The following is a 22964-nucleotide window of genomic DNA, read 5'->3' as shown; positions in this document are numbered from 1 at the left end:
ACCCTGTTGAGAAATTCGACATACTGTAAAGTCGCCGTTGTGATCCCTGCCGAATCGTCACTGTCATGACGGCTGCCAGCACCGCCCGCCCCGGACGGGCCAGGCGCACCGCACGCCCGTCCGGTGACGACCGTGAGCTGGCGATCCTGGAGACCGCCGAGCGCCTCCTCGAAGACAGGTCGCTCGCCGAGATCTCCGTCGACGACCTGGCCAAGGGTGCCGGCATCTCGCGGCCGACGTTCTACTTCTATTTCTCGTCCAAGGACGCGGTGCTGCTGACCCTGCTCAAGCGGGTGATCGGCGAGGCCGACGCCGCACTGCAGGGTCTCATCGAGAGTCGGCCCGCCGACCGCCGCGGCATCTGGCGCCACGGCATCAACGCGTTCTTCCAGACTTTCGGCGCCCATCGCGCGGTCTGCGCCGCGACGGTCGCGGTCAAGTCCGCCAACTCCGAGGCCCGAGCCGTGTGGGCGACGTCGATGCAGCGCTGGATCGATCACATCGCCGCGGTCATCGAGGCCGAACGGGCCGACGGCGCCGCGCCGGTGACGCTGCCTGCGGTCGAGTTGTCCACGTCGTTGAACCTGCTGAACGAGGCTGTGATGACGGCGTCGTTCGCCGGGCATCAGCCCGCACTCCCCGATGATCGCGTACTCGACAACCTGTGCCACATCTGGATGGCCAGCATCTACGGCGATCCGGGCTGACCTGTCGGTCGTCGATGCGAACATATGTTCGTGTCCGATGCCTCTGCCCGATCGACGGCGCGGTCGGCGGCCATCCTGCATGCCGACCTCGACTCGTTCTACGCCTCGGTCGAGCAGCGGGACGACCCAGCGCTGCGCGGCCTGCCGGTGATCGTCGGCGGCGGCGTGGTGTTGGCCGCCAGTTACGAGGCGAAGGCCTACGGGGTGCGCACCGCGATGGGCGGGCGCCAGGCACGGGCGCTGTGCCCGCACGCCGTGGTCGTCCCGCCACGGATGGCGGCGTACTCCCAGGCCAGCACCGCGGTGTTCGAGGTGTTCCACGACACCACCCCCCTCGTCGAACCGCTGTCCGTCGACGAGGCCTTCCTCGACGTCTCCGGACTGCGCCGGGTGTCGGGCACCCCGGTGCAGATCGGTGCCCGGCTGCGGGAACAGGTGAAGGAGCGCGTCGGGCTGCCGATCACCGTCGGCATCGCCCGCACCAAGTTCCTCGCGAAGGTGGCCAGCCAGGGGGCCAAGCCGGACGGCTTGCTGCTGGTGCCTCCGGACCGCGAACTGGCGTTCCTGCACCCGCTTCCCGTGCGGCGGCTGTGGGGCGTCGGGGAGAAGACCGCGGACAAACTCCGCGCCCACGGCATCGAGACCGTCGCCGACGTCGCCGAACTCAGTGAGTCGATGCTGTGTTCGATGGTCGGTGGCGCGATGGGTCGTCAGTTGTTCGCCTTGTCGCGCAACATCGACCGTCGGCGGGTGGTGACGGGGCGCCGACGCCGGTCGGTCGGCGCGCAGCGGGCGCTCGGCCGGGCGGGCAATAAGATGTCGGCCGCCGAGGTCGACGCCGTCGTCGTCAACCTGGTCGACCGGATCACCCGACGAATGCGCAAGGCGGCGCGGACCGGGCGCACCGTGGTGCTGAGGTTGCGGTTCGACGACTTCGGACGGGCCACGCGTTCCCACACGATGCCGCGGGCGACCGCGTCGACCGATGTCATCCTGGGGGCGGCTCGTGCTCTGGTCGCTGCCGCCGGCCCGCTGATCGCCGAACGCGGCCTGACGCTGGTCGGGTTCGCGGTGGGCAACATCGACCGCGACGGTGCCCAGCAGTTGGAGCTTCCGTTTGCCGAAGCTGTCGACATGACGAGCGTCGACGCCGCGATCGACCAGGTGCGGGGACGCTACGGCAATTCCGCCGTGACCCGCGGGGTGCTCGTCGGTCGCGATCCCGGTTTGGAGATGCCCATGCTGCCCGACTGATTCAGGACGATGCCCATTCGAGCAGCTTGTCGGCGGGCCAGGTGTTGACGATCCGGTCGGCGGCCAGCCCGCTGTCCACCGCCCGCTGGGCGCCGTAGCCGAGGAACTCCAGCTGGCCCGGTGCGTGGGAGTCGGTGTCGATGGAGAACACACATCCGATGTCCATCGCGAGGGTGAGCAGCCGTGTCGGTGGATCGCGTCGTTCCGGCCGGGAGTTGATCTCCACGGCGGTGCCGCTGTCCCGGCAGGCGGTGAAGACCGTCTCGGCGTCGAATTTCGACTCCGGCCGCTCTCCGCGGCCGCCGGTGACGAGCCGGCCGGTGCAGTGGCCGAGCACGTCGGTGTGGGGGTTGGCGATCGCCTTGAGCATCCGGCGGGTCATCGCCGGGGCGTCCATCGCGAGCTTGGAGTGGACGCTGGCGACGACGACGTCGAGCCGCTCGAGCAACTCGGGATCCTGGTCGAGGGACCCGTCCTCGAGGATGTCGACCTCGATACCGGTGAGAATCCGCATCGGAGAGACCTTTTCGCGAAGCTCGTCGATGACGTCGAGCTGGTGACGTAGGCGCTCCGGCGACAGCCCGTTGGCGATCCGCAGCCGTGGCGAGTGATCGGTCAGTGCGCAGTACTCGTGGCCGAGGTCGCGGGCGGCCATCATCATCTCTTCGATCGGCGCCGATCCGTCGGACCAGTTGGAGTGGACGTGCAGGTCACCGCGCAGCGCGGCGCGAATCTCGCCGCCCCCGAGATCGGTGGCGGCCTCCCTCAGCTCCGTCAGCGCATCGGGTTCTTCGCCCGCCCACGCCTGTGCGATGACCTTGGCGGTCTTCGGCCCGATCTTGGGCAGCGACTGCCAGCTGTTGGCCGCGCCGTGGCGCTCCCGCTGCGCGTCGGTGAGGGCTTCGACGACGTCGGCGGCGTTGCGGTAGGCCATCACCCGGCGGGGGTCTTCCCGCGCCCGGTCCTTGTAGTACGCGATCTGGCGCAGCGCGGTGACCGGGTCCATGCCCTCCAGTGTGCCCAAAATCGTTAACCGCACCACAGTCCGCGGGATTTCGAGCCGGCGGCCGCTACAGTGGATTGAGAAATCATTCAATCCATCAATCCGTAAGGTGTCTCGTGCCCGAACTCGTCCCGGACGCTCCGGAGAAGCCTCTCTACGAGATCAAGGCCAACCTGTTCAAGGCGCTGGCCCACCCGGCTCGTATCCGCATCCTGGAGATCCTGTCGGCCGGCGGCCGCCCGACGCCGGTGAGCGAGATCCTCGCCCAGACCGCGATCGAGCCCACCCTGCTCTCCCAACACCTCGCCGTGCTCAAGCGTCACCACGTCGTGACCGGCCGTCGAGTCGGAAACGCGGTTCTCTACCAACTGGCCCACCCCAAGATCTCCGAGCTGCTCGTCATCGCCCGCACATTCCTAGCCGATACCCTTGGCGCACAACGTGATCAGCTCAAGGCCATCGAGGCTCTGCCGCCGGTGGAGCCCCGATGATCGCCACTGCGGCAGGTAACCTGGCCCGCCTGTTACCCAGCCGCCGCGACTACTCGGAGTTGCCCCGATCGTGGCGTCGCGACGTGCTGGCCGGCGTCACCGTCGGCGTCGTCGCGCTCCCTCTTGCGCTGGCATTCGGCATCAGCTCCGGGGTCGGCGCAGCCGCCGGACTCATCACCGCGGTGATCGCCGGACTCGTCGCCGCGGTGTTCGGTGGCTCCCACGTCCAGGTGTCTGGCCCGACGGGTGCCATGGCCGTCGTACTGGCGCCGATCGTGATGCAACACGGGCTCGGCAGTATGGCCCTCGTCACCGTGCTGGCCGGCCTCATCGTGCTGGCCGCCGGTGTCACCGGGTTGGGCCGCGCCGTCACGTTCATCCCGTGGCCCGTGATCGAGGGCTTCACCCTCGGCATCGCCGCCATCATCTTCCTCCAGCAGGTCCCCGCAGCCCTCGGGACCACCAGCCCGGCCGGCGAGCGCACCCTGACCGCAGCCTGGCGGATCGTCACCACCGCCGACTGGAGCCAGGCCGCGAAAACCCTTGCCGTGGTGGCATTCGTCGCGCTGCTGATGATCGTCCTGCCGCGCGTGCACCGCAGCATCCCGGAATCGCTGACCGCGGTCATTGCGGCCACGGTCCTCGTCGTCACCCTCGGCATCCCGGTCGCCGCCATCGGCGAGCTGCCGTCGCACCTGCCTGCCCCGGTTCTTCCGCACGCCGACGTCGGCGCGCTGAGCGACCTTATCGGCGCCGCCCTGGCCATCGCTGCGCTGGCCGCGATCGAGTCCCTGTTGTCGGCGCGGGTGGCGGCGACGATGGCGCCCACCGGCCCATACGACCCCGACCGCGAGCTTGTGGGTCAGGGGCTTGCGTCCGTCGCGTCGGGGGTGTTCGGCGGGATGCCCGCCACCGGCGCGATAGCCCGCACCGCGGTCAACGTCAGATCCGGCGCCCGCACCCGACTGTCGGCGATCGTGCACTCGGCGGTCCTGCTGGGTGTCGTCTATCTGGCGACCGGGCCCGTGGCGGCCATCCCGCTCGCCGCGCTGGCGGGCGTGCTGATGGTGACCTCGTTCCGGATGATCGCCGGCTCCACCATCCGCAAGATCCTGCGCTCCACACGTTCTGACGCGTTGACGTTCGTCCTGACCGCTGTCGTCACGGTGTGCTTCGACCTGATCGAGGCCGTCGAGATCGGCATCCTCGTCGCCGCGTTCTTCGCGTTGCGCAGTGTCGCCCGGCGCAGCAGTGTGGTTCGCGAGGAGTTACCGGGGCCGCAACGTCCCGGGGACGAGGAGATCGCCCTGCTCCGCCTGGACGGCGCCATGTTCTTCGGTGTGGCCGAACGGATCTCGACTGCAATCGTGGACGCCGAACATCACCGGACGTCGGTGGTGATCATCCGGATGTCACAGATGGGCATGCTCGACGCCACCGGCGCCAACACCCTCGCCCAGATCTGCGCCGAGCTCGAGGGCCGGGGCATCACGGTCATCATCAAAGGTGTCCGACCCGAACACACCGCGCTGCTGGCCAACGTCGGTGTCTTCGAATCACTGCGTCACGAACACCATCTCGTGGACACCCTCGAGGAGGCGATCGAACACGCCCGCACGCACGTGAGCAGTCAACCCGGCTGAGCTCAGCTGCTGCCGGTCCAGCGCGGGTCACGCCCGCTCATCCCGATGATGCGATCGATGGCAGGTGCGTCGTCCGGGACGGCGACCGCCGGTCCGAACAAGCCCTCGGTGCCCGATGCGTCGAACTGCGCGAGATGGGTCAGGCAAGCCTCGGCGGTGGTCGGGTCGACGTCGTAGGGCTGATCGGTCGTCCGGGCGACGTCCCAGCCGTGGATGACCACCTCCGCCAGCGCCACCGAGCCGGCCACCTCGCCCGGCAGATCGATGCCGCCGACTCGAGTCATGCCGGTCCAGGCGTCAGGTTGCCGCCACGCCTGCGCCAACGCCGCGAGACCGGCAGGGTATGCGGTGCGCCAGTCCGGCTCCAGACCACCGCCCTCCTCGGGCGGCGTGTCGGTCAGCGGTCCCAGATCCTTGCGGGCCGCTGCGGCGAATGCCTCCGCCAAGCCCCCGACATGCGCGACCAGTTCGCGCAGGGACATGTCGGCGCACGGCGTGGCCGCGTCGAGTTGGTCGTCGGTGACGTTGGTCAGCACCTCGGTCGTGCGGCGACACGACTCTCCCAGATCGATCATGTGTGTACCGACCGGCCGGCGGTCAGAAACTCATCGCGCGCTGCGAGGAAACCGGACTAGCCTCGGTGGACGTGCGATTCGCCTTCAAAACCTCACCGCAGAACACCACCTGGTCCGACATGCTGGCCGTTTGGAAGGCCGCCGACGACATCGACGTCTTCGAATCCGGTTGGACGTTCGACCACTTCTACCCGATCTTCTCCGACCCCGCCGGGCCCTGCCTCGAGGGCTGGGTGACGCTCACCGCGCTCGCCCAGGCCACGCAGAGGCTGCGGGTCGGCGTGCTCGTCACCGGAATCCACTACCGCCACCCCGCCGTGCTCGCCAACATGGCCTCGGCGCTGGACATCGTGTCCAACGGGCGGCTCGAGCTGGGCATCGGCGCGGGGTGGAACGAAGAGGAGTCCGGCGCCTACGGCATCGAGCTGGGCAGCATCAAGGAGCGGTTCGATCGCTTCGAGGAGGCGTGCCAGGTGCTCAAGGGCCTGCTCTCGCAGGAGACCACCACCTTCGACGGAAAGTTCTATCAACTCAAGGACGCCCGCAACGAGCCCAAGGGACCGCAACAACCCCATCCGCCGTTCTGTATCGGCGGCAGCGGCGAGAAGCGCACCCTGCGGATCACCGCGCAATACGCCGATCACTGGAATTTCGTCGGCGGTCCGCCCGAGGAGTTCGCCCGCAAGCGCGACGTGCTGGCCGCGCATTGTGCCGATATCGGTCGCGATCCGAAGGAGATCACGCTGTCCGCACACATCCGACTGGGTGAGGATCACAACCATCGCCGGGTGATCGAAGACGCCATCGCCCTGGGCGCCGAGGGACTGGATCTGGCGATTATCTATCTGCCGCCGCCATATGACCCAGCAGTCCTCGAGCCGCTGGCCCAAGAGATCGCCGCATCAGGATTGCTCAACAGCAAAGGTTGAGACCCATCACGATGCCATAACAGTTAGGCAAACATGGCGTCACACGCCGCCGAACCGGGGTAACCGGCCGGTGAAGAGTTCGCTAGACGCCGTAGCGAAGGAGCTCGTCGGCGGTGATCAACCGCTCGGCCTTCTCGGGAAACCAGCGGCTCTTGACCGGGTGGCGGAACAATGACCAGGCCATTCGACCCACCCGGTAACGGGAAATCGGGTTGATATACACGGCGATCACTCCTGCGGTGTGCAATAGCTGAACTGGGGGGCCACCTTACCGCAGCGCCCTCACCGAGTCATTAGATACCCACCTGCTGGCAAACTGCAGGAGGCACGCCGATCAAAGATCGGATGTTTTTAAAGTGACTGAAGTGACGGATGTGACGTCATGAGACCGGTCCGTGACTGTGAGATTGCGCACAGGGCTGTCAGACGCGTGCGACGACAACCCCCTGCGCAACCTCGGCGCCGAACGGCCTACCGCTGCTGTCTGCTCTTCGCGCAAGCGCTCATCGCTGCGGCGCGGCTGTCGGCTCGATCGGTGCCGGCAGCGCCGTGCGGCCCATCAGGTGACGGTCCACCGCGGCGGCGGCAGCCCGGCCCTCGGCGATCGCCCACACGATCAGGGACTGACCGCGGCCCATGTCGCCGGCCACATACACACCGGGCACCGACGTGGCGAAGGCGGCGTCACGGGACACGTTCCCGCGCTCGTTGATCTCGACACCGAGGTCGGTCAGCAGGCCTTCACGCTCGGGGCCGGTGAAGCCCATGGCGAGGAGCACCAGATCGGCGGGCAACTCGAAGTCGGTTCCGTCGATCTTCTCGAATTTGCCTGCCTTCATCTCGACCTCGTGCCCACGCAGGGTGGTGACGCGGCCGTCCTCGCCGAGGAACTGCTCGGTGTTGACCGAATAGACCCGTTCCCCGCCCTCTTCGTGGGCGGAGGTGACCCGGAACATGAGCGGGTAGGTCGGCCACGGCGTCGAGTCGGCGCGCGTCTCCGGGGGCCGCGGCATGATCTCGAACTGGTGCACGCTGGCGGCGCCCTGGCGGTGGGCGGTGCCGAGGCAGTCCGCGCCGGTGTCGCCACCGCCGATGATGATGACCTTCTTGCCCTTCGCCGTGATCGGCGGCTGACCGTCGTCGTCGACCACCGGGTCTCCGAGTTGGACCCGGTTGGCCCACGGCAGGTACTCCATGGCCTGGTGGATGCCGTCGAGCTCACGGCCCGGAATCGGCAGGTCCCGTCGTGCGGTCGCACCACCGGCGAGCACCACGGCGTCGAACTCCTTGCGCAGGTCCTGCGCTGTGATGTCGACGCCGACGTTCACCCCGGTGCGGAACTCGGTGCCTTCGGAGCGCATCTGGTCGAGGCGCCGGTCGATGTGGCGCTTCTCCATCTTGAACTCCGGGATGCCGTAGCGCAGCAATCCTCCGATGCGGTCGTCCCGCTCGAACACCGTCACCGCATGCCCGGCCCGCGTCAGCTGTTGGGCCGCGGCCAGACCGGCGGGCCCGGAACCGACGACCGCGACGGTCTTGCCCGTCAGCCGGTCCGGCGGCAGCGGAACCACCCAGCCCTCGCTGAAGGCGTTGTCGATGATCTCGACCTCGACCTGCTTGATGGTCACCGGATCCTGATTGATCCCCAGCACACAGGAGCCCTCGCACGGCGCAGGGCACAGCCTTCCGGTGAATTCCGGGAAGTTGTTGGTCGCGTGCAGCCGTTCGATGGCGTCGCGCCACCGCCCGGTCCGCACCAGGTCGTTCCACTCCGGGATCAGGTTACCGAGCGGACATCCGTTGTGACAGAACGGAATACCGCAGTCCATGCAGCGACCTGCCTGCTCCTTGAGCGTGTCGTGGGAGAAGTCCTCGTAGACCTCTTTCCAGTCGCGCAGGCGCAGATCGACCGGACGCCGCGGCGGGGTCTCGCGATGGGTGTTCCTCAGAAAGCCGCGCGGGTCAGCCACTTGCGGCCGCCATGATCGCCTCGGCAACGCCGTTCTCGTCCGCGCCGCTGCGTTCCGCCTCGGCGATCGCCTCGAGCACCCGCTTGTAATCCCGCGGCATCACCTTCTTGAAGTGACCCATCTCATTGTTCCAATCAGCCAGAATCCGTTGGCCCACAACCGAATCAGTAGCATCCACGTGGGCCTGGATCATGCCGTGCAACCACACGGCGTCTTCGGAGTCCGCGCCTTCGAGCCTTTCGAGCTCGACCATCTCGGCGTTGAGGTTGTCCGCGAGCACGTCATCGGGGTCGTAGACGTAGCCGATGCCACCCGACATGCCCGCCGCGAAGTTGCGCCCGGTCGGACCGAGGATGACGACCTTGCCGCCGGTCATGTACTCACACCCGTGGTCTCCGACGCCTTCCACCACCGCGTGTGCGCCGGAGTTGCGCACCGCGAACCGCTCACCGACCTGGCCGCGCAGGAACATCTGCCCGCTGGTGGCGCCGAACAGGATCACGTTGCCCGCGATGATGTTGTCCTCGGCCACATAGTCCTCGGGCGCTCCGTCGGACGGCCGGACCACGACCCGCCCGCCGGACAGGCCCTTGCCGACGTAGTCGTTGGCGTCGCCGTACACGCGCAGCGTGATGCCACCGGGCACGAACGCCCCGAAGCTGTTGCCCGCCGAACCCTCGAAGGTGATGTCGATGGTGCCGTCCGGGAGCCCTTGCCCACCATAGGCTTTCGTCACCTCATGGCCGAGCATCGTGCCGACGGTGCGGTTGACGTTGGTGATCGTCGTCGAGAACCTGACCGGGGTGCCGTGATCCAGGGCCTCCCGGCACTGGGCGATCAGCTGCTGATCGAGCGCCTTGTCCAGGCCGTGGTCCTGACGCGAGCTGCAGTACAGATCCTGGTTCATGAACGCCGACTCGGGTTCGTGCAGCACCGGCGCCAGGTCCAGCTTGTGCGCCTTCCAGTGCTCAGCAGCCCGCGCGGTGTCCAGCATCCCGACCTGGCCGACCATCTCGTTGACGGTGCGGAACCCCAACTGCGCCATGAGCTCGCGCACTTCCTCGGCGATGAACATGAAGAAGTTCTCCACGAACTCCGGCTTGGCGTTGAACCGCTGCCGCAGCAGGGGGTTCTGGGTGGCCACGCCCACCGGGCACGTGTCGAGATGGCAGACGCGCATCATGATGCACCCGGCCACCACCAACGGCGCTGTCGCGAAACCGAACTCCTCGGCGCCGAGCAGGGCGGCGACGACGACGTCGCGTCCCGTCTTGAGCTGGCCGTCGACCTGCACGACGATGCGGTCGCGCAAGCCGTTGAGCAGCAACGTCTGTTGGGTTTCCGCCAGCCCGAGCTCCCACGGGGCGCCCGCGTGCTTCTGCGAGGTGAGCGGAGTGGCGCCGGTGCCGCCGTCATGACCGGAGATCAGCACGACGTCGGCGTGCGCCTTGGACACACCCGCGGCGACCGTTCCGACGCCGTTCTCGCTGACCAGCTTCACGTGCACACGTGCCTGCGGGTTGGCGTTCTTCAGATCGTGGATCAGCTGGGCGAGATCCTCGATCGAGTAGATGTCGTGGTGGGGCGGCGGTGAGATCAGACCGACGCCGGGCGTCGAGTGACGCACCTCGGCCACCCACGGGTACACCTTGTGACCCGGAAGCTGGCCGCCCTCACCGGGTTTGGCGCCCTGGGCCATCTTGATCTGGATGTCGGTGCAGTTGGACAGGTAGTGGCTGGTCACGCCGAACCGGCCGGAGGCCACCTGCTTGATGGCACTGCGCCGCCAGTCGCCGTTCTCGTCGCGGTCGAAGCGCGCGACGGACTCGCCACCCTCGCCCGAGTTCGACCGGCCGCCGAGGCGGTTCATCGCGATCGCGAGTGTCTCGTGCGCTTCGGCGGAGATCGACCCGTAGCTCATCGCGCCGGTGGAGAACCGCTTGACGATCTCGCTGGCGGGCTCGACCTCGTCGATCGGCACCGCAGGGCGCTCACCCTCGCGGAACTTGAGCAGCCCGCGCAGCGACGCCATCCGCGTGCTCTGGTCGTCGACCAGGGAGGTGTACTCCTTGAAGATCGAGTACTGCCCGGTGCGGGTGGAGTGCTGGAGCTTGAACACCGTGTCGGGGTTGAACAGGTGGTACTCGCCTTCGCGGCGCCACTGGTACTCGCCGCCGACCTCGAGCTCGCGGTGGGCCCACTCGTCGGGCCGGTCCAGGTAGGCCAGCGCGTGCCGGGCGGCGACGTCGTCGGCGATGTCGTCCAGGTCGATGCCGCCGACCGGGCACGACAGGCCGGTGAAGTACTCGTCGAGCACCTTCTGGCTGATGCCGATGGCCTGGAACAGCTGGGCGCCGGTGTAGGACGCGAGCGTCGAGATGCCCATCTTGGACATCACCTTGAGCACACCCTTGCCCGCGGCCTTGACGTAGTTGGCCTTGGCCTGATCGCTGGAGATGCCTGCGATGACCCCGCGGTCGACCATGTCCTCGATGGACTCGAAAGCCATGTAGGGGTTGATGGCCGCGGCGCCGAAGCCGCACAGGGCCGCCATGTGATGCACCTCGCGGGCATCGCCCGACTCCACCACCAGGCCGACCTTGGTACGGGTGCGTTCGCGCACCAGGTGGTGGTGGACGGCGGAGACGGACAGCAGCGACGGGATGGGAGCCATCTGCTCGTTGGATTCGCGGTCGGACAGCACGATGATGCGTGCGCCGTCGCGAATCGCTGCCGACACCTTGGCCCGCACGTTGTCGAGGGCCTCCTTGAGGCCCTGGCCGCCGCGGTTGACCGGATACAGACAGCGGATCACCGCGGCGCGCATGCCGTGCTTGTGGCCCCGGATCTCGTGATCGGGGTCGACACAGATCAGCTTGGAGAGCTCGGCGTTGCGCAGGATCGGGTTGGACAGCACGATCTGGCGGCAGGACTCGGCGCCCGGGTTGAGCAGGTCACCCTCCGGGCCGACGGTGCCCGAGAGGCTGGTGACCACCTCTTCCCGGATCGCGTCCAGCGGCGGGTTGGTCACCTGGGCGAACAACTGCTGGAAGTAGTCGTAGAACATCCGGGGACGCGCCGAGAGCACGGCGACCGGGGTGTCGGTGCCCATGGAACCGAGCGCTTCGGCACCCGTGCGCGCCATCGGCGCGACGAGCAGGTTGAGCTCCTCGTAGGTGTAGCCGAACGCCTGCTGGCGCGCCACCACCCGGTGGTGCGGCATGCGGACGTAGTCACCGGGGGGCAGATCGTCGACGTGGAACAGTCCGGCGTCGAGCCATTCCCGGTAGGGCTGCTCGGCGGCCAGCCCGGCCTTGATCTCCTCGTCGGCCACGATCCGGCCCTGCGCGGTGTCGACGAGGAACATGCGCCCGGGCTGCAGCCGCATCTTCTTGACGACGGTGGCGGGGTCGAGGTCGAGCACGCCGGCCTCCGACGCCATCACCACCAGACCGTCGTTGGTCACCCAGATCCGCGACGGACGCAGTCCGTTGCGGTCCAGGACCGCTCCGATGACGGTTCCGTCGGTGAAGCACACCGACGCCGGTCCGTCCCAGGGCTCCATCAGCGACGCGTGGTACTGATAAAAGGCCCGACGGGCCGGGTCCATGGATTCGTGGCGTTCCCAGGCCTCGGGGATCATCATCAGCACTGCGTGCGGGAGGCTGCGGCCGCCGAGGTGCAGCAGCTCGAGCACCTCGTCGAAGCGCGCGGTGTCCGACGCCCCCGGCGTACAGACGGGGACGATCTTGTCGAGATCCTCGCCGCCGAAGACGTCGGTCTTGATCAGGGCTTCCCGGGCCCGCATCCAGTTCTCGTTGCCGGTGACGGTGTTGATCTCGCCGTTGTGCGCGATCCGGCGGAAGGGGTGCGCCAGCGGCCAGGACGGGAACGTGTTGGTGGAGAACCGCGAGTGCACGATGCCCAGCGCGCTGGTGAGCCGATCGTCCTGCAGGTCCAGGTAGAAAGCCCGCAGCTGAGGCGTGGTCAGCATGCCCTTGTAGACGAAGGTCTGACCGGAAAGGCTTGGGAAGTACACCGTCTCGCGGCCGGGGCCGTCTTGACCGGGCCCTTTGGTGCCGAGTTCGTGTTCGGCACGTTTGCGCACTACGTAGGCGCGCCGCTCCAGATCCATCCCCGAGGCGCCTGCGATGAACACCTGACGGAAGGTCGGCATCGCGTCACGGGCCAGCGCGCCCAGCGACGACTCGTCGGTGGGTACGTCGCGCCAGCCCAGGACCTGAAGGCCTTCGGCCTCGGCGATCTTCTCGACCGACTCGCACGCGATGGCGGCGTCCTTGGACGACTGCGGCAGGAACGCGATGCCGGTGGCGTAACTGCCGGGCTCGGGCAGGTCGAAGCCCTCCGCTTTGCAGACTGCCCGGAAATACTCATCGGGCACCTGCAGCAGGATGCCCGCGCCGTCGCCGGTGTTCGGCTCAGCGCCCTGGGCGCCCCGGTGTTCGAGGTTCAGCAGCGCGGTGATCGCCTTGTCGACGATGTCGCGGCTGCGACGGCCGTGCATGTCGGCCACCATTGCCACGCCGCACGCATCGTGCTCGAACGCGGGGTTGTACAGCCCTTGACTGCTGGGCGCCATTCCCACCTACCTTTTTCTTGCACACACCGTCGCGGATCCGGACGGACGGCAACTGTCGATGAAAGCATTAGCGGTCTGGCGAGGGAGGGTACCTTCGTGCAGCACCGAACGACGGCCCTTTTCCCGCTCGCCACAAGTGGTGAAAACGATATGACAAAGGGCCCCTGACATGCCAACTTAGTCCTACCTAACTAGGTTCGCTCGGTGACCTGCGGCCTCGAGGCGCTCGGGCCCAGGTCACAGACGAATAACGTTGCCGCGGTATCTATTTCACTGAACTAACAATTCGGGCGAGTGGGTGAGGGATAGATCACACCTCCGACGGGGGGCCGCAATTTGTTTGCTGCGACTATTGTTTCATGCGCTGTACTGCAAAGACGAACTCTGAATGAATTTGCACAAAAGCCTTAGTCGGATTCTTAGAATCCGACTCGGGCACCCTTTCGGACCCCGAGGCGCGGCCGGTCGAACCGCGGCGGCAGCACATCACCGTAAACCGTTCGCCGCCAACGGATTCGACCGCCGAGGCTGGCCTCACACGCCGAGGGGAACAATCGGTGAGCCCGTCGGAGTCCCTCGGTCGGGGTCGATACCTACCGGGGGTATCTGGCAGCGTCGCCTGCCGTCAGGCTGCAGGGTGCCCTACCCGTTGAACACACCGCTGGGCCGCTTCGGGATCGAAACCACCGCGGTGGTGAGTGGACGGTCTCCGGCGAACTGTCCCTGGAGGTCGCGCCGGACGCTGCGGACGTCATCGCGTCCCATCACGACGAACCGGTGATCGGGGGGTCGCGTCCGCTGGGCGGCAAGAGCCGCGCGGCGCTGGGGTTGTGCGAGCTCACCAGTGTGGGCGCCGCGCACTTCCGCACCGCCTCGCTGCGGGTCAACTGCCTATCGCTGATCCCCCGGCAACGGCGCTAGGACTTCTTCTTGGCCTTGCTCGCGGCGGACTTCTCGGTGTTGGCGCCCTCGGTGACGAGCTGACCGCCCGCGTTCTCCAGGTGCGCACGCACGAACCACTGGAACTTCTCCAGCTCGCCGGCGTGACCGATCAGCATGTCCTCGGAGACCGGGTCGAGATCGCCGAGGCGTTCGATGCTCTTGCGAGTGTCCTCGATGACACCGACGTAGACCAGGTTCAGCGCGGCCAGGTGCGCCTGCACGGTGTCGCGGTCGACTGAGTAGTCGTCCCAGGTGCGGTCGTTGATGATGGCGCCGGGCGTACCCAGCGGCGAGCCACCGAGAGCCGCGATGCGCTCGGCGACGTCATCGGCGTAGCCACGGACCAGTTCGACCTGCGGGTCGATCATCTCGTGGACGCCGATGAAGTTGGGGCCCACAACATTCCAGTGCACGTGCTTGAGTGTCAGATGCAGATCGTTGTACCTGCTGAGCGCTTTCTGCAGCAGCCCGGCCGTCTCGGTTCCTTCCTTGCTGGACATTCCGGGCACGGTGTATGAGGTCATTGATGGCTCCTTCGCTTGTCCCGCGACGTGTACCCGGGTGGGCGGCGCGATAATCACGTGTCGAGCACGTCACAGTTCGGCCAGGTTAGGTATCGGCACCCGCGGTCCGAAACGCGGATTGACCGCCAGCCCACTGGCTTCGAGCAGCCGCACCGCCCGGTGCCGGTGCGGGGCCATCGGGGCGAGGAGTTCGACCATCGCGGGGTCGTCGATCGGGTGCCCCAGCAGGCTCCAGCCCACCATCTTCGCGAGGTGGTAGTCGCCGACCGAGAGCGCGTCGGCGTCGCCGAACGCACGCTGCGCCGTCTCGGCGGCCGTCCACTCCCCCACCCCGGGCAACGACATCATCGCGGCGCGTGCGGCCTCGGCGGGGCGGCTCACCAGCCGTTCCAGGGCGTCGGCGCGCTGGGCGCACCCCACCACGGTGCGGGCGCGGCCGGGATCGACGTTGGCGAGATGGAACTCCCAGGACGGAATCCGCCGCCAGGCCTCCGCCGTCGGCGGCACCCGCAGGTGAGCGGGCGCGGGGCCCGGCGCCGGCGTGCCGTATCGGGTGACCAGCCTGCGCCACGCCCGACGCGCATCGGAGCCGTAGACCCGCTGCTCGAGCACCGCGGGGATCAGCGCCTCCAGCACCCGTCCGGTGCGGCCGAGCCGCAGATGCGGCACTCGTCGAAGGGCCGCGGCGATCGTGGGCTCGGCGGGGCGGAACGCGGACGCGTCGTCGTCGACCCCCAGAAGGGCGGGCAGCGTGTCGACGAACTCGGCCGCGCCGGGACCCCACGCTTCGCAGTCGACGGTGTCGGGCGCTGCCCGACCGATGCGCGCGGTGACCGGACCGCTGCGCATCAGGCTGGTCCGCCAGACGGCTCCGTCCGCATCGTCGTGGTAGCACGGGTCTGCCCGGCCGCGGCGCAGCGGCGACAGCGTCAGGCCCGGACTGGCGGGTCCGTCGAAGACCACGCTGGCCGAGCTGTGCACCAAACCAGCCTAGGTGCCGACGCCGACGTCGGCCTTGTCCGGGTAGAACGCAAGGTGCCCCGCGATCGCGGCGACCGCGGGATACGGTTCGGCGTAGGTCCACGCCGCGTCGTCGACGGTGTCGCCGTCCGGGGTCAGCACGTTGTAGTAGCCCGCGTGCCCCTTGTACGGGCAGAAGGTCCGGGTTTCGCTGGTGGCCAGGTGCGCGACCACGTCGGATAACGGGATGTATTGCACCGCAGGGTAGTCGGCTTCCCGGAGCGTCAACGCGGCGTCCGTCTCGGCGACGACGGCTCCGCCGATCCGGACGGTGACGCGGGTACCGGTCGGTTCGATCGTGATGGGATGGGCTTCAGAGGGCTCCAGAGGCTTGCGTACTGGTGGGGTCACATCGCCATTCAACGACAGCCCCGGCCGATACCATCCCGGTATGGCCCCATCGGCAGCACCCGACGCCCGCGCATCCGTCACGATCGCCGCCGACCCCGCCGCGGTGTACGCATTGATCACCGACCTGCCGACGCTGGCATCGCTGGCCGAGGAGACCGAGACGATGCAGTGGCGCAAAGGCCGCGCCGCCACACCCGGTGCGGTGTTCTCCGGGCGCAACCGCAACGGCTCCCGCACGTGGACGACGAAGTGCACGGTGACCGACGCCGAGGCGGGCACGACGTTCGCGTTCGACGTCCGCTCGGCCGGGATCGTGCCGATCGCCCACTGGCGCTATGACATCGAGCCCACCGGCGGGGGCTGCACCGTCACCGAGTCCACCTGGGACCGGCGGCCCCGGTGGATTCTGAGACCCGCGGCGCTGACCACCGGCATCACCGACCGCACCGCGGCCAACACCGAGCACATCAGGCTCACACTGCAGCGCCTCAAGGAGCGCGCAGAGGGTCGGCACGAGCCGCGCTGAGGAGCCCGGCCACGCGGCTAGTGCGGGCGACCGGCGATCTTGTCCGCCACGACCGCGATCGGGGAGGTACCGGACCTGCCGCGCGCCTCGTGCCAGTCGGCGGCCTTGTAGGCCAGATACATTCCGCGCACTCCCAGCCACCGCAGCGGCTCCGGTTCCCAGCCGCGGGAGCGGTGACCGACCCACGGCAGGGACGTCAACGGGGTGGTTCGGTTACCGATCAGGTCGGCGAGCGTGCGCGCAGCAAGGTTGGTGGCGGTGACACCGTGCCCGACGTACCCACCCGCCCAGCCCAGTCCGGTCGCCTCGTCGAAGCCCACCGCCGCCTGCCAGTCCCGGGGCACCGCCAGCACACCGCACCATCCGTGGGCGATCGGCACGTCGGCGACCTGCGGAAGGATGGTGTGCAACGTCGCGCGCAGGCCGCTGATGGTGCGTCCGGGCACCCGCCCGTCGCGGTCGGTCCTGGAACCGAACCGGTAGGGAACGCTGCGCCCGCCGATGGCGATCCGGTCGTCGACGGTGCGCTGGGCGTAGAAGAAGCCGTGCGCGGTGTCGCCGAGTGTTTCCCTGCCCTGCCACCCGATGGCATCCCACGTGCTTGCGGGGATCGGGTCGGTGGCGATCATCGAGCTGTTCATCGGCAGCCAGCGGCGCTTCAAACCCGGCAGCGCCGCGGTGAAGCCCTCGGTGGCGCGCACCACGACCGGGGCGCTCACCGTGCCCGAGGGCGTCGTGGCCCGTCCCGCCGTGATCTCGGTGACCGGGGAGCGCTCGTAGAGGACGACGCCGAGCCGTTCGACGGTGGCGGCCAGGGCGCGGGCCAGCACCGCGGGCTGAATCCGCGCGCAGTGGGGGTTGTGGTAGCCCGCGAGGACACCGTCGAGCCGAATACGTTCGGCCAGCTCTTCTTTGGTGAGCGGCTCGATTCCGTCGACCTGCCAGCGCCGTTCGGCCTCCATCGCCGCGGTCAGCCGCCGTGCCTGAGCCGGGTTGCGCGCCACCTCGAGGGTGCCGCCCTTGACGATGCCTGCGTCGATGTTCTCGCGCGCGGCGACGCCGATCACCTCGTCGACGGCGTCGTTGAGCGCCCGCTGCCAGGCCACCACGCTGTCGCGGCCGTGCCGGCGGGCCATCCGGTCACGGTCGCCGGGAACGAGACCCGACAGCCAGCCCCCGTTGCGACCGGACGCGCCGAACCCGGCGAACCGGGCCTCGAGCACCACGATGCGCAGCGAGGGGTCGGCGCGCTTGAGGTAGTAGGCGGTCCACAGCCCGGTGTACCCGGCCCCGACGATGCAGACGTCGGCGTCCCGGCTGCCGGGCAGCGGCAGCCGACTGGCCGGCAACCCGTCGAACCAGTGCGACACCTGACCGTTGACCGGAGCGTGGATGGACACCGACAGATTGTGGCAGGTGGTCCAATAGCGGAATGACGAATCTGGAGCGCCATGGCGCTGTCTTCGTGCTGACCCTCGGTGACGACGAGAACCGCTTCCACCCCGACCGCTTGTCGGCGATCAGCGCGGCCCTCGACGAGGTGGAGGCGGCAGAAGGCCCGAAAGCGGTCGTGACGACCGGCGCGGGCAAGTTCTACTCCAACGGGCTCGACCTGGACTTCATGTCCGCCAATCCCGATTCGGCGCCCACGAACCTCGCCGACGTGCACGCGTTGTTCGCCCGGGTGCTGAGCTTCCCTGCGCCGATGATCGCCGCGGTGCAGGGCCACGCGTTCGCCGCGGGAGCAATGCTGGCGTTGGCGCACGACCTGATCGCGATGCGCTCCGACCGCGGCTACTTCTGCCTGCCGGAGGTGGACCTCGGAATTCCGTTCACACCGGGCATGAGCGCGCTGATCCGGTCGCGGCTGCCGATCGCGGTGGCCCATGAGGCGATGACGACGGCCCGACGCTACGGCGGCGAGGACGCCCACGATGTGGGCATCGCCGCCGCGATCGGCGGTGAAGACGAGATCCTCGAGGTCGCCATCGCCCGCGCAGATGAACGTTCCGCCAAGGCCGGTCCCGTGCTCGGCGCCATCAAGGCCGGACTCTACGGCGAGGTGATCGCCGAACTGACCGGAGGTCAGTAGGCGTAGCGGTGGTACTGCGCCATCGTCGGGACGCCGAAACGCGGTTCATCACCGCCGCCGTCACCCGGTAGGCCGCCGAGTCGTGGCCAGCATCGTGGCGGGCGCGCCGTGGAGATCGACGCGGAGTCTGTCGCTCACCTGCTCGCGCGTTTGGCGTCGCGAAGGCCGACCCACCACGTGGCGGCTTCGCGGATCGCGTCCTCCACAGGTCTTGGCTGCCAACCTAATTCGCGCTTGGCCTTGCTGCAGTCCACCGGTGCCTCGGCTCGCATCAGCCGCAGCGAACCCAGCGACAGGCGCTCGTCGGTGCCTTTCAGCCGGGCCTTGACGCTTCCCAGCGCCGCCATCGCATACGACAGCGCCAGAGGGATCGTCTTCGTCGGCGCGGCGACACCGGCGGCCTCGGCGGCGATCCGCACCACATCGGCGTTGGAGATCATCTTCTCCGAGATCAGGTAGCGCTCCCCGACACGTCCCTTGTCCGCCGCGAGCACCATGGCGCGCGCCGCGTCGTCGACACCCACCGCCTCGAGCTCGATCCCGCCCATCACGAACGGCAGCTTGCCGAACGCCGCACCGGCGATGATCGCCCCGTGCGGGGTACGGCCCCAGTCGCCTGCGCCGTAGGTGGTGGACACGCACATCGTGACGGCGGGCAGTCCGCGGGTGCGGGCGTAGTCCAGCACGAGGTTCTCGGCCTGCACCCGCGACCTGACGTACGGCGTCAGGCCCCGGTCGACGATCGCGTCGTCCTCTGTGGCGACATGGCCGCGGCGCCGCCCGACGGTCACGTAGCTGCTCGTGAAGACGAACTTCTTCAGCCCTGCCGCGATGGCGGGTTCCACCGCGACGTCGAGGACGTTGCGGGTCCCTTCGACGTTCGTGCGGAACAACGGCGTGGGATCCCGCAGCCAGCCGCGGGTGTCGACCACGCAGTAGTAGACGACGTCGCAGCCGGTCATCGCCGCCCGCAGCACCTCGTCGTCCCAGATGTCGCCGATGAACCGCGTCACCGCCAGGTCGTCGATGCCGACGGTGTTGCCGGAAGTCACAGCGCCGTCGCGCACCATCACCCGCACATCCTTCCCGGCGGCGACGAGTTGGCGGGTCACGTGGCTGCCGAGATAGCCGTTGGCGCCGATCACCAGGACCGGAGCGACGGGAGACGGCCCGGTCACCGGCCGCCACCGAACTTGCTCATCCATTCGGCCGCGACGTCGGGCAGGGTGCCGAGTTCCTGTGCCCTCCTGCACCACTTCACCGTCGCCGCGACGAAGCGCAACGGGTTGTAGACGTCCTCCTGGCGGCACCACTTGCCATCCCCGGCGTAGGTGACGATGGAGATGTTGGTCGCGCTGATGATGGTGCCGTCACCCGGGTCCCGCATCGGGTTGTCGAGTTCGCAGATGACGCGCGCGGTCGCCTCGTCGTACACCCGCCACAGCGCCGGGAACGACGTCATGTAGCTGCCGGGGAAGGTCTCCATCGTCTTCCAGATCCAGGGCCGCACCTCCTCGCGGCCGTGCATCGTGCCCGCGGCGTGCTCGATGTAGAGGACGTCGTCGGTGTACTGGTCAACCCAGGGATCCCAGTCCCGCGTCTGCGCCGCACGGTCGACTGTCCTCTCGAACTCGGCGAATGCCTCTGCCAGCTCGTCGCGGGTGAAAGTGTTGGCGGTCACACCTGGAAATAGAACACGTTCTACCCGGGCTTGTCGAGGCGGGTCAGGTGACGCTCAGGACCCGCCGGGCGCCGAGGGGGTTCTGCAGCGGGACGTCGAGACCGGCGAACAGCGCGATCATGATGCACGCCCGATCCGCGGCGCACGCCACCATCACCGCTGCAGGCACACGCATGCCGCGAAGCCTAGCCGTGGGTACCCGCCAGACGGACTAAAACCTCAGCCCACGGGGTTATACGGGCAACTATGACGCAGCGATACAACAGGAATCCCGCGGCCGTCGACGCACTGTCGCCAGAGCAGTACCACGTGACCCAGCGCAACGGCACCGAGCGGCCGTTCACCGGCGAGTACTGGGACAACCACGAGCCCGGCATCTACGTCGACGTGGTCTCGGGGGAACCGCTCTTCGCGTCGGTCGACAAGTTCGAGAGCGGAAGCGGCTGGCCGAGCTTCACCAGACCGATCGAAGTAACAAACATTCTCGAGAAGCGGGACTTCTCGCACCTGATGCTTCGCACCGAGGTGCGGTCCGCACACGGCGACAGCCACCTCGGCCATGTCTTCAAGGACGGTCCGCGCGCCGAGGGCGGACTGCGCTACTGCATCAATTCCGCGGCGTTGCGGTTCATCCACCTCGACGACCTCGAGTCGCAGGGGTATGCAGAGTACAAGAGGCTTTTCACTGAGGAGGATGCGTGAGCGACCACAAGCGTGCGGTTCTGGCCGGCGGCTGTTTCTGGGGTATGCAGGACCTGATCCGGAAGCAGCCGGGTGTCGTGTCGACCCGGGTGGGCTACACCGGCGGTAAGAACGACCATCCGACCTACCGCAACCACCCCGGCCATGCGGAGGCGATCGAGATCATGTACGACCCGGCGCAGACCGACTACCGGGCGTTGCTGGAGTTCTTCTTCCAGATCCACGATCCGACCACGAAGGACCGGCAGGGCAACGATGTCGGCACGAGCTACCGCTCGGAGATCTTCTACGTCGACGACGAGCAGCGCCAGGTCGCGCTCGACACCATCGCCGACGTCGACGCGTCAGGGTTGTGGCCCGGCAAGGTCGTCACCGCGGTGAGCCCGGCACCCGACTTCTGGGAGGCCGAGCCGGAGCACCAGGACTACCTGGAGCGCTACCCCAGCGGCTACACGTGTCATTTCCCGCGCGCGGGCTGGAAGCTGCCCAGGCGCACGCAGGTCTGACTACCCGACGGGCCGGCGGCGGTGCACCACGATGCGGCCGCCGTCCTTCGGCGTGTGCGCGACTCCCCGGAAGTGTGCCTTCTCGCCGGGGGCGGTCGTCGACTCGATCATGAAGTGCCGCAGCACTGTTCGCAGCACGACATCCATCTCGACGTTGGCGAAGGTGGCGCCGACGCAGCGGCGCGTGCCGCCCCCGAAGGGGATGTGGGCGAACGTCGGCGGTCGCTCCCCGATGAAGCGCTCGGGGTCGAACCGTTCCGGGTCAGGGAAGTCCGCCGGACGCCCGTGCATCTGCGATATCGCCACGAGGATCGAATAGCCCCGCGGGATGACCCACTCGCCGAGTTCGAACGTCGGCGCGTGGACGTGGCGCCCGGCGAAGTCGATGATCGTGCGTGAGCGCTGGACCTCGAGGATGGCGGCCTGCCGGTACTCGTTGCCGTCGGTGTCGGCTTCCGCCGCCAGCTTGGCGAGAACGTCCGGGTGGCGGCTGATGCGCTCGAACGCCCAGCCCATCGTGGCGGCGGTGGTCTCGTGTCCCGCGGCCAGCAGCGTGAGCAGTTCGTCGCCGACGTCCTGGCGCGACATCGTCGACCCGTCCTCGTAGGTGCTGCGCAGCAGCAGCGCGAGGACGTCGTCGCGGGCGTCGAGGTTCGGGTCTGCCGCCACCGCGTCGATGAGGCGGCCGATCACCTCGTCGTACTGCCGGCGGTAGGCCGCCAGCCGGCCCCACGGGCTGAACGGGCCATAGGTCCGGGAGGGCATCGGCAGGACGGCGAGCCGCGAACCGAGGGTGACCCACGGCGGGATGATGCGGCGCAACTCGTCGAGATGTGCGCCGTCGGCGCCGAACACGGCACGCAGGATCGCGTTCAACGTGATGCGCATCATCGGCTCGAGGGTTTCGAACGGTTGACCCTCCGGCCAGCTCGCCGCCTCCCGCAGCGTCTCCTCCTCGAAGATGCTCTCGTAGTTCTTGATGCTCTTGCCGTGCAGCGGCGGCGTCAGCAACTTGCGGCGCAGGCGATGGTCGGTGCCGTCGAGGGCGAACACCGAACCCGAACCGAGCACTCGCGACAGGTTGGGCAGGATGTTTCCGACGTCGTCGGTGTTGGCCATGAACACCTGCTTGGCCAGCGCCGGCTCGGTGACGATCACGGTGCGGCCGAACACGGGGATTCGCATGGTGAAGATGTCGCCGTAGCGGCGCGCGATCTGGGAGATCGTCCACTTCCGCGAGAACGAGAAGCCCAGGCCCTGCAGGAACCTCGGGATGGGTGGGGTGGGCGGCAGCCGCACCGGCAGTGCCGGCGTGACGGCGGGAGGGGTCGAGGGCTGCGTGGTGATCGTTGCTTCGGTCATCGGACATCCCCGCTCGATCGCGTGGTACTGCGGTGTACCGTGGTCATGTCCGGTACGGTACCGCTTGGTACCAGGACGATGCAAGG

The 22964-nt window shown here is 68.2% G+C and carries 23 protein-coding genes; 10 read left to right on the top strand and 13 right to left on the bottom strand.

Translation table 11 applies throughout. The features are described 5' to 3' along the window. Positions 1–65: 65 nt before the first annotated feature. Complete coding sequence (locus H7I57_RS22385) at positions 66–707, top strand: TetR/AcrR family transcriptional regulator (RefSeq protein ID WP_264026127.1); 642 nt, start codon at positions 66–68, stop codon at positions 705–707. Positions 708–731: 24 nt separating this feature from the next. After that, complete coding sequence (gene dinB, locus H7I57_RS22380; RefSeq protein WP_264026125.1) at positions 732–1961, top strand: DNA polymerase IV; 1230 nt, start codon at positions 732–734, stop codon at positions 1959–1961. Between the two features lies 1 nt (position 1962). Here dinB and H7I57_RS22375 read toward each other — a convergent pair whose 3' ends face one another. Next, a complete protein-coding gene (locus tag H7I57_RS22375; RefSeq protein ID WP_264026124.1) occupies positions 1963–2967 on the bottom strand; it encodes a PHP domain-containing protein in 1005 nt (334 codons plus the stop codon). A 113-nt stretch (positions 2968–3080) separates the two neighbouring features. Here H7I57_RS22375 and H7I57_RS22370 point away from each other — a divergent pair, with 113 nt between their 5' ends. Together H7I57_RS22370 and H7I57_RS22365 are read left to right on the top strand one after the other, a co-directional pair. Further along, positions 3081–3455, top strand: coding sequence for an ArsR/SmtB family transcription factor (locus tag H7I57_RS22370; protein ID WP_264026123.1), 375 nt, complete (start codon positions 3081–3083; stop codon positions 3453–3455). After that, positions 3452–5098 carry a SulP family inorganic anion transporter gene (locus H7I57_RS22365; protein WP_264026122.1) on the top strand — a complete coding sequence of 549 codons (1647 nt, stop codon included), beginning with the start codon at positions 3452–3454 and terminating at the stop codon, positions 5096–5098. Before H7I57_RS22370 ends, H7I57_RS22365 begins: the two co-directional genes overlap by 4 nt. A gap of 2 nt (positions 5099–5100) precedes the next feature. Here the strand turns inward: H7I57_RS22365 and H7I57_RS22360 are convergent, their stop codons facing one another. Beyond that, positions 5101–5673 carry a TIGR03086 family metal-binding protein gene (locus H7I57_RS22360; protein WP_264026121.1) on the bottom strand — a complete coding sequence of 191 codons (573 nt, stop codon included), beginning with the start codon at positions 5671–5673 and terminating at the stop codon, positions 5101–5103. 71 nt (positions 5674–5744) lie between these two features. On the opposite strand from H7I57_RS22360, the gene H7I57_RS22355 reads away from it, so the two are divergent. Beyond that, complete coding sequence (locus tag H7I57_RS22355; RefSeq protein ID WP_264026119.1) at positions 5745–6602, top strand: LLM class F420-dependent oxidoreductase; 858 nt, start codon at positions 5745–5747, stop codon at positions 6600–6602. A 503-nt stretch (positions 6603–7105) separates the two neighbouring features. On the opposite strand, the gene H7I57_RS22350 is transcribed toward H7I57_RS22355, so the two are convergent. The 3 genes from H7I57_RS22350 to H7I57_RS22340 form a co-directional block, all read right to left on the bottom strand. Continuing rightward, complete coding sequence (locus H7I57_RS22350; protein WP_264026118.1) at positions 7106–8572, bottom strand: glutamate synthase subunit beta; 1467 nt, start codon at positions 8570–8572, stop codon at positions 7106–7108. Then, positions 8565–13172 carry a glutamate synthase large subunit gene (gene gltB / locus H7I57_RS22345; RefSeq protein ID WP_264026115.1) on the bottom strand — a complete coding sequence of 1536 codons (4608 nt, stop codon included), beginning with the start codon at positions 13170–13172 and terminating at the stop codon, positions 8565–8567. The genes H7I57_RS22350 and gltB overlap by 8 nt, the downstream gene beginning before the upstream one ends. Before the next feature lie 642 nt (positions 13173–13814). Further along, positions 13815–13937 (bottom strand): hypothetical protein, encoded by a 123-nt coding sequence (locus tag H7I57_RS22340; protein WP_264026114.1) that lies wholly within the window; start codon positions 13935–13937, stop codon positions 13815–13817. A gap of 12 nt (positions 13938–13949) precedes the next feature. Here H7I57_RS22340 and H7I57_RS22335 point away from each other — a divergent pair, with 12 nt between their 5' ends. After that, entirely contained in the window at positions 13950–14093 is a 144-nt protein-coding gene (locus tag H7I57_RS22335) for a hypothetical protein (RefSeq protein WP_264026113.1), read from the top strand. On the opposite strand, the gene H7I57_RS22330 is transcribed toward H7I57_RS22335, so the two are convergent. The 3 genes from H7I57_RS22330 to H7I57_RS22320 form a co-directional block, all read right to left on the bottom strand. Beyond that, entirely contained in the window at positions 14090–14638 is a 549-nt protein-coding gene (locus H7I57_RS22330; RefSeq protein ID WP_264026112.1) for a Dps family protein, read from the bottom strand. The two genes, H7I57_RS22335 and H7I57_RS22330, sit on opposite strands and share 4 nt — an antisense overlap. 69 nt (positions 14639–14707) lie before the next feature. Beyond that, complete coding sequence (locus tag H7I57_RS22325) at positions 14708–15619, bottom strand: DNA-3-methyladenine glycosylase family protein (RefSeq protein ID WP_264026111.1); 912 nt, start codon at positions 15617–15619, stop codon at positions 14708–14710. Positions 15620–15628: 9 nt separating this feature from the next. Beyond that, entirely contained in the window at positions 15629–16009 is a 381-nt protein-coding gene (locus tag H7I57_RS22320) for a DUF427 domain-containing protein (protein ID WP_264026110.1), read from the bottom strand. A gap of 40 nt (positions 16010–16049) precedes the next feature. Here H7I57_RS22320 and H7I57_RS22315 point away from each other — a divergent pair, with 40 nt between their 5' ends. Continuing rightward, positions 16050–16535: an SRPBCC family protein gene (locus tag H7I57_RS22315; protein ID WP_264026109.1), complete on the top strand. Its 486-nt coding sequence runs from the start codon at positions 16050–16052 to the stop codon at positions 16533–16535. Between the two features lie 17 nt (positions 16536–16552). Here the strand turns inward: H7I57_RS22315 and H7I57_RS22310 are convergent, their stop codons facing one another. Then, positions 16553–17935, bottom strand: a complete 1383-nt coding sequence (locus H7I57_RS22310) for an NAD(P)/FAD-dependent oxidoreductase (protein ID WP_264026108.1) — start codon at positions 17933–17935, stop codon at positions 16553–16555. Positions 17936–17967: 32 nt separating this feature from the next. On the opposite strand from H7I57_RS22310, the gene H7I57_RS22305 reads away from it, so the two are divergent. After that, on the top strand, positions 17968–18627 hold the full coding sequence (locus tag H7I57_RS22305; protein WP_264026107.1) for an enoyl-CoA hydratase-related protein: 660 nt from the start codon (positions 17968–17970) through the stop codon (positions 18625–18627). Positions 18628–18761: 134 nt separating this feature from the next. Here H7I57_RS22305 and H7I57_RS22300 read toward each other — a convergent pair whose 3' ends face one another. The 3 genes from H7I57_RS22300 to H7I57_RS22290 are packed head-to-tail and all read right to left on the bottom strand — an operon-like array spanning position 18762 to position 20483. Next, on the bottom strand, positions 18762–19805 hold the full coding sequence (locus H7I57_RS22300; RefSeq protein ID WP_443678339.1) for an NAD-dependent epimerase/dehydratase family protein: 1044 nt from the start codon (positions 19803–19805) through the stop codon (positions 18762–18764). Then, positions 19802–20308, bottom strand: a complete 507-nt coding sequence (locus H7I57_RS22295; RefSeq protein ID WP_264026105.1) for a nuclear transport factor 2 family protein — start codon at positions 20306–20308, stop codon at positions 19802–19804. The genes H7I57_RS22300 and H7I57_RS22295 overlap by 4 nt, the downstream gene beginning before the upstream one ends. A 43-nt stretch (positions 20309–20351) precedes the next feature. Beyond that, positions 20352–20483 (bottom strand): hypothetical protein, encoded by a 132-nt coding sequence (locus H7I57_RS22290; RefSeq protein WP_264026104.1) that lies wholly within the window; start codon positions 20481–20483, stop codon positions 20352–20354. A gap of 71 nt (positions 20484–20554) precedes the next feature. Between H7I57_RS22290 and msrB the strand changes: the two genes are divergently transcribed. Next, on the top strand, positions 20555–21010 hold the full coding sequence (msrB, locus tag H7I57_RS22285; protein WP_264026103.1) for a peptide-methionine (R)-S-oxide reductase MsrB: 456 nt from the start codon (positions 20555–20557) through the stop codon (positions 21008–21010). Continuing rightward, positions 21007–21516 (top strand): peptide-methionine (S)-S-oxide reductase MsrA, encoded by a 510-nt coding sequence (gene msrA, locus H7I57_RS22280; protein ID WP_264026102.1) that lies wholly within the window; start codon positions 21007–21009, stop codon positions 21514–21516. Before msrB ends, msrA begins: the two co-directional genes overlap by 4 nt. Here the strand turns inward: msrA and H7I57_RS22275 are convergent, their stop codons facing one another. Continuing rightward, on the bottom strand, positions 21517–22878 hold the full coding sequence (locus tag H7I57_RS22275; protein ID WP_264026101.1) for a cytochrome P450: 1362 nt from the start codon (positions 22876–22878) through the stop codon (positions 21517–21519). Positions 22879–22964 lie beyond the last annotated feature (86 nt).

It is taken from the genome of Mycolicibacterium pyrenivorans, from assembly GCF_025821625.1.
Lineage (GTDB): Bacteria > Actinomycetota > Actinomycetes > Mycobacteriales > Mycobacteriaceae > Mycobacterium > Mycobacterium pyrenivorans.
Note: the sequence above shows the minus strand (reverse complement) of the source record. Positions and strands in the feature narration are given on the sequence as shown.

What these genes read in the sequence shown, in the direction of transcription:
- H7I57_RS22385 (WP_264026127.1), top strand. Translation starts at nt 66, where the DNA reads ATGACGGCTGCCAGCACCGCCCGCCCCGGACGGGCCAGGCGCACCGCA.
- dinB (WP_264026125.1), top strand. Translation starts at nt 732, where the DNA reads ATGTTCGTGTCCGATGCCTCTGCCCGATCGACGGCGCGGTCGGCGGCC.
- H7I57_RS22375 (WP_264026124.1), bottom strand. Translation starts at nt 2,967, where the DNA reads ATGGACCCGGTCACCGCGCTGCGCCAGATCGCGTACTACAAGGACCGG.
- H7I57_RS22365 (WP_264026122.1), top strand. Translation starts at nt 3,452, where the DNA reads ATGATCGCCACTGCGGCAGGTAACCTGGCCCGCCTGTTACCCAGCCGC.
- H7I57_RS22360 (WP_264026121.1), bottom strand. Translation starts at nt 5,673, where the DNA reads ATGATCGATCTGGGAGAGTCGTGTCGCCGCACGACCGAGGTGCTGACC.
- gltB (WP_264026115.1), bottom strand. Translation starts at nt 13,172, where the DNA reads ATGGCGCCCAGCAGTCAAGGGCTGTACAACCCCGCGTTCGAGCACGAT.
- H7I57_RS22340 (WP_264026114.1), bottom strand. Translation starts at nt 13,937, where the DNA reads ATGGGACGCGATGACGTCCGCAGCGTCCGGCGCGACCTCCAGGGACAG.
- H7I57_RS22330 (WP_264026112.1), bottom strand. Translation starts at nt 14,638, where the DNA reads ATGACCTCATACACCGTGCCCGGAATGTCCAGCAAGGAAGGAACCGAG.
- H7I57_RS22315 (WP_264026109.1), top strand. Translation starts at nt 16,050, where the DNA reads ATGGCCCCATCGGCAGCACCCGACGCCCGCGCATCCGTCACGATCGCC.
- H7I57_RS22305 (WP_264026107.1), top strand. Translation starts at nt 17,968, where the DNA reads ATGACGAATCTGGAGCGCCATGGCGCTGTCTTCGTGCTGACCCTCGGT.
- H7I57_RS22290 (WP_264026104.1), bottom strand. Translation starts at nt 20,483, where the DNA reads ATGCGTGTGCCTGCAGCGGTGATGGTGGCGTGCGCCGCGGATCGGGCG.
- msrB (WP_264026103.1), top strand. Translation starts at nt 20,555, where the DNA reads ATGACGCAGCGATACAACAGGAATCCCGCGGCCGTCGACGCACTGTCG.
- H7I57_RS22275 (WP_264026101.1), bottom strand. Translation starts at nt 22,878, where the DNA reads ATGACCGAAGCAACGATCACCACGCAGCCCTCGACCCCTCCCGCCGTC.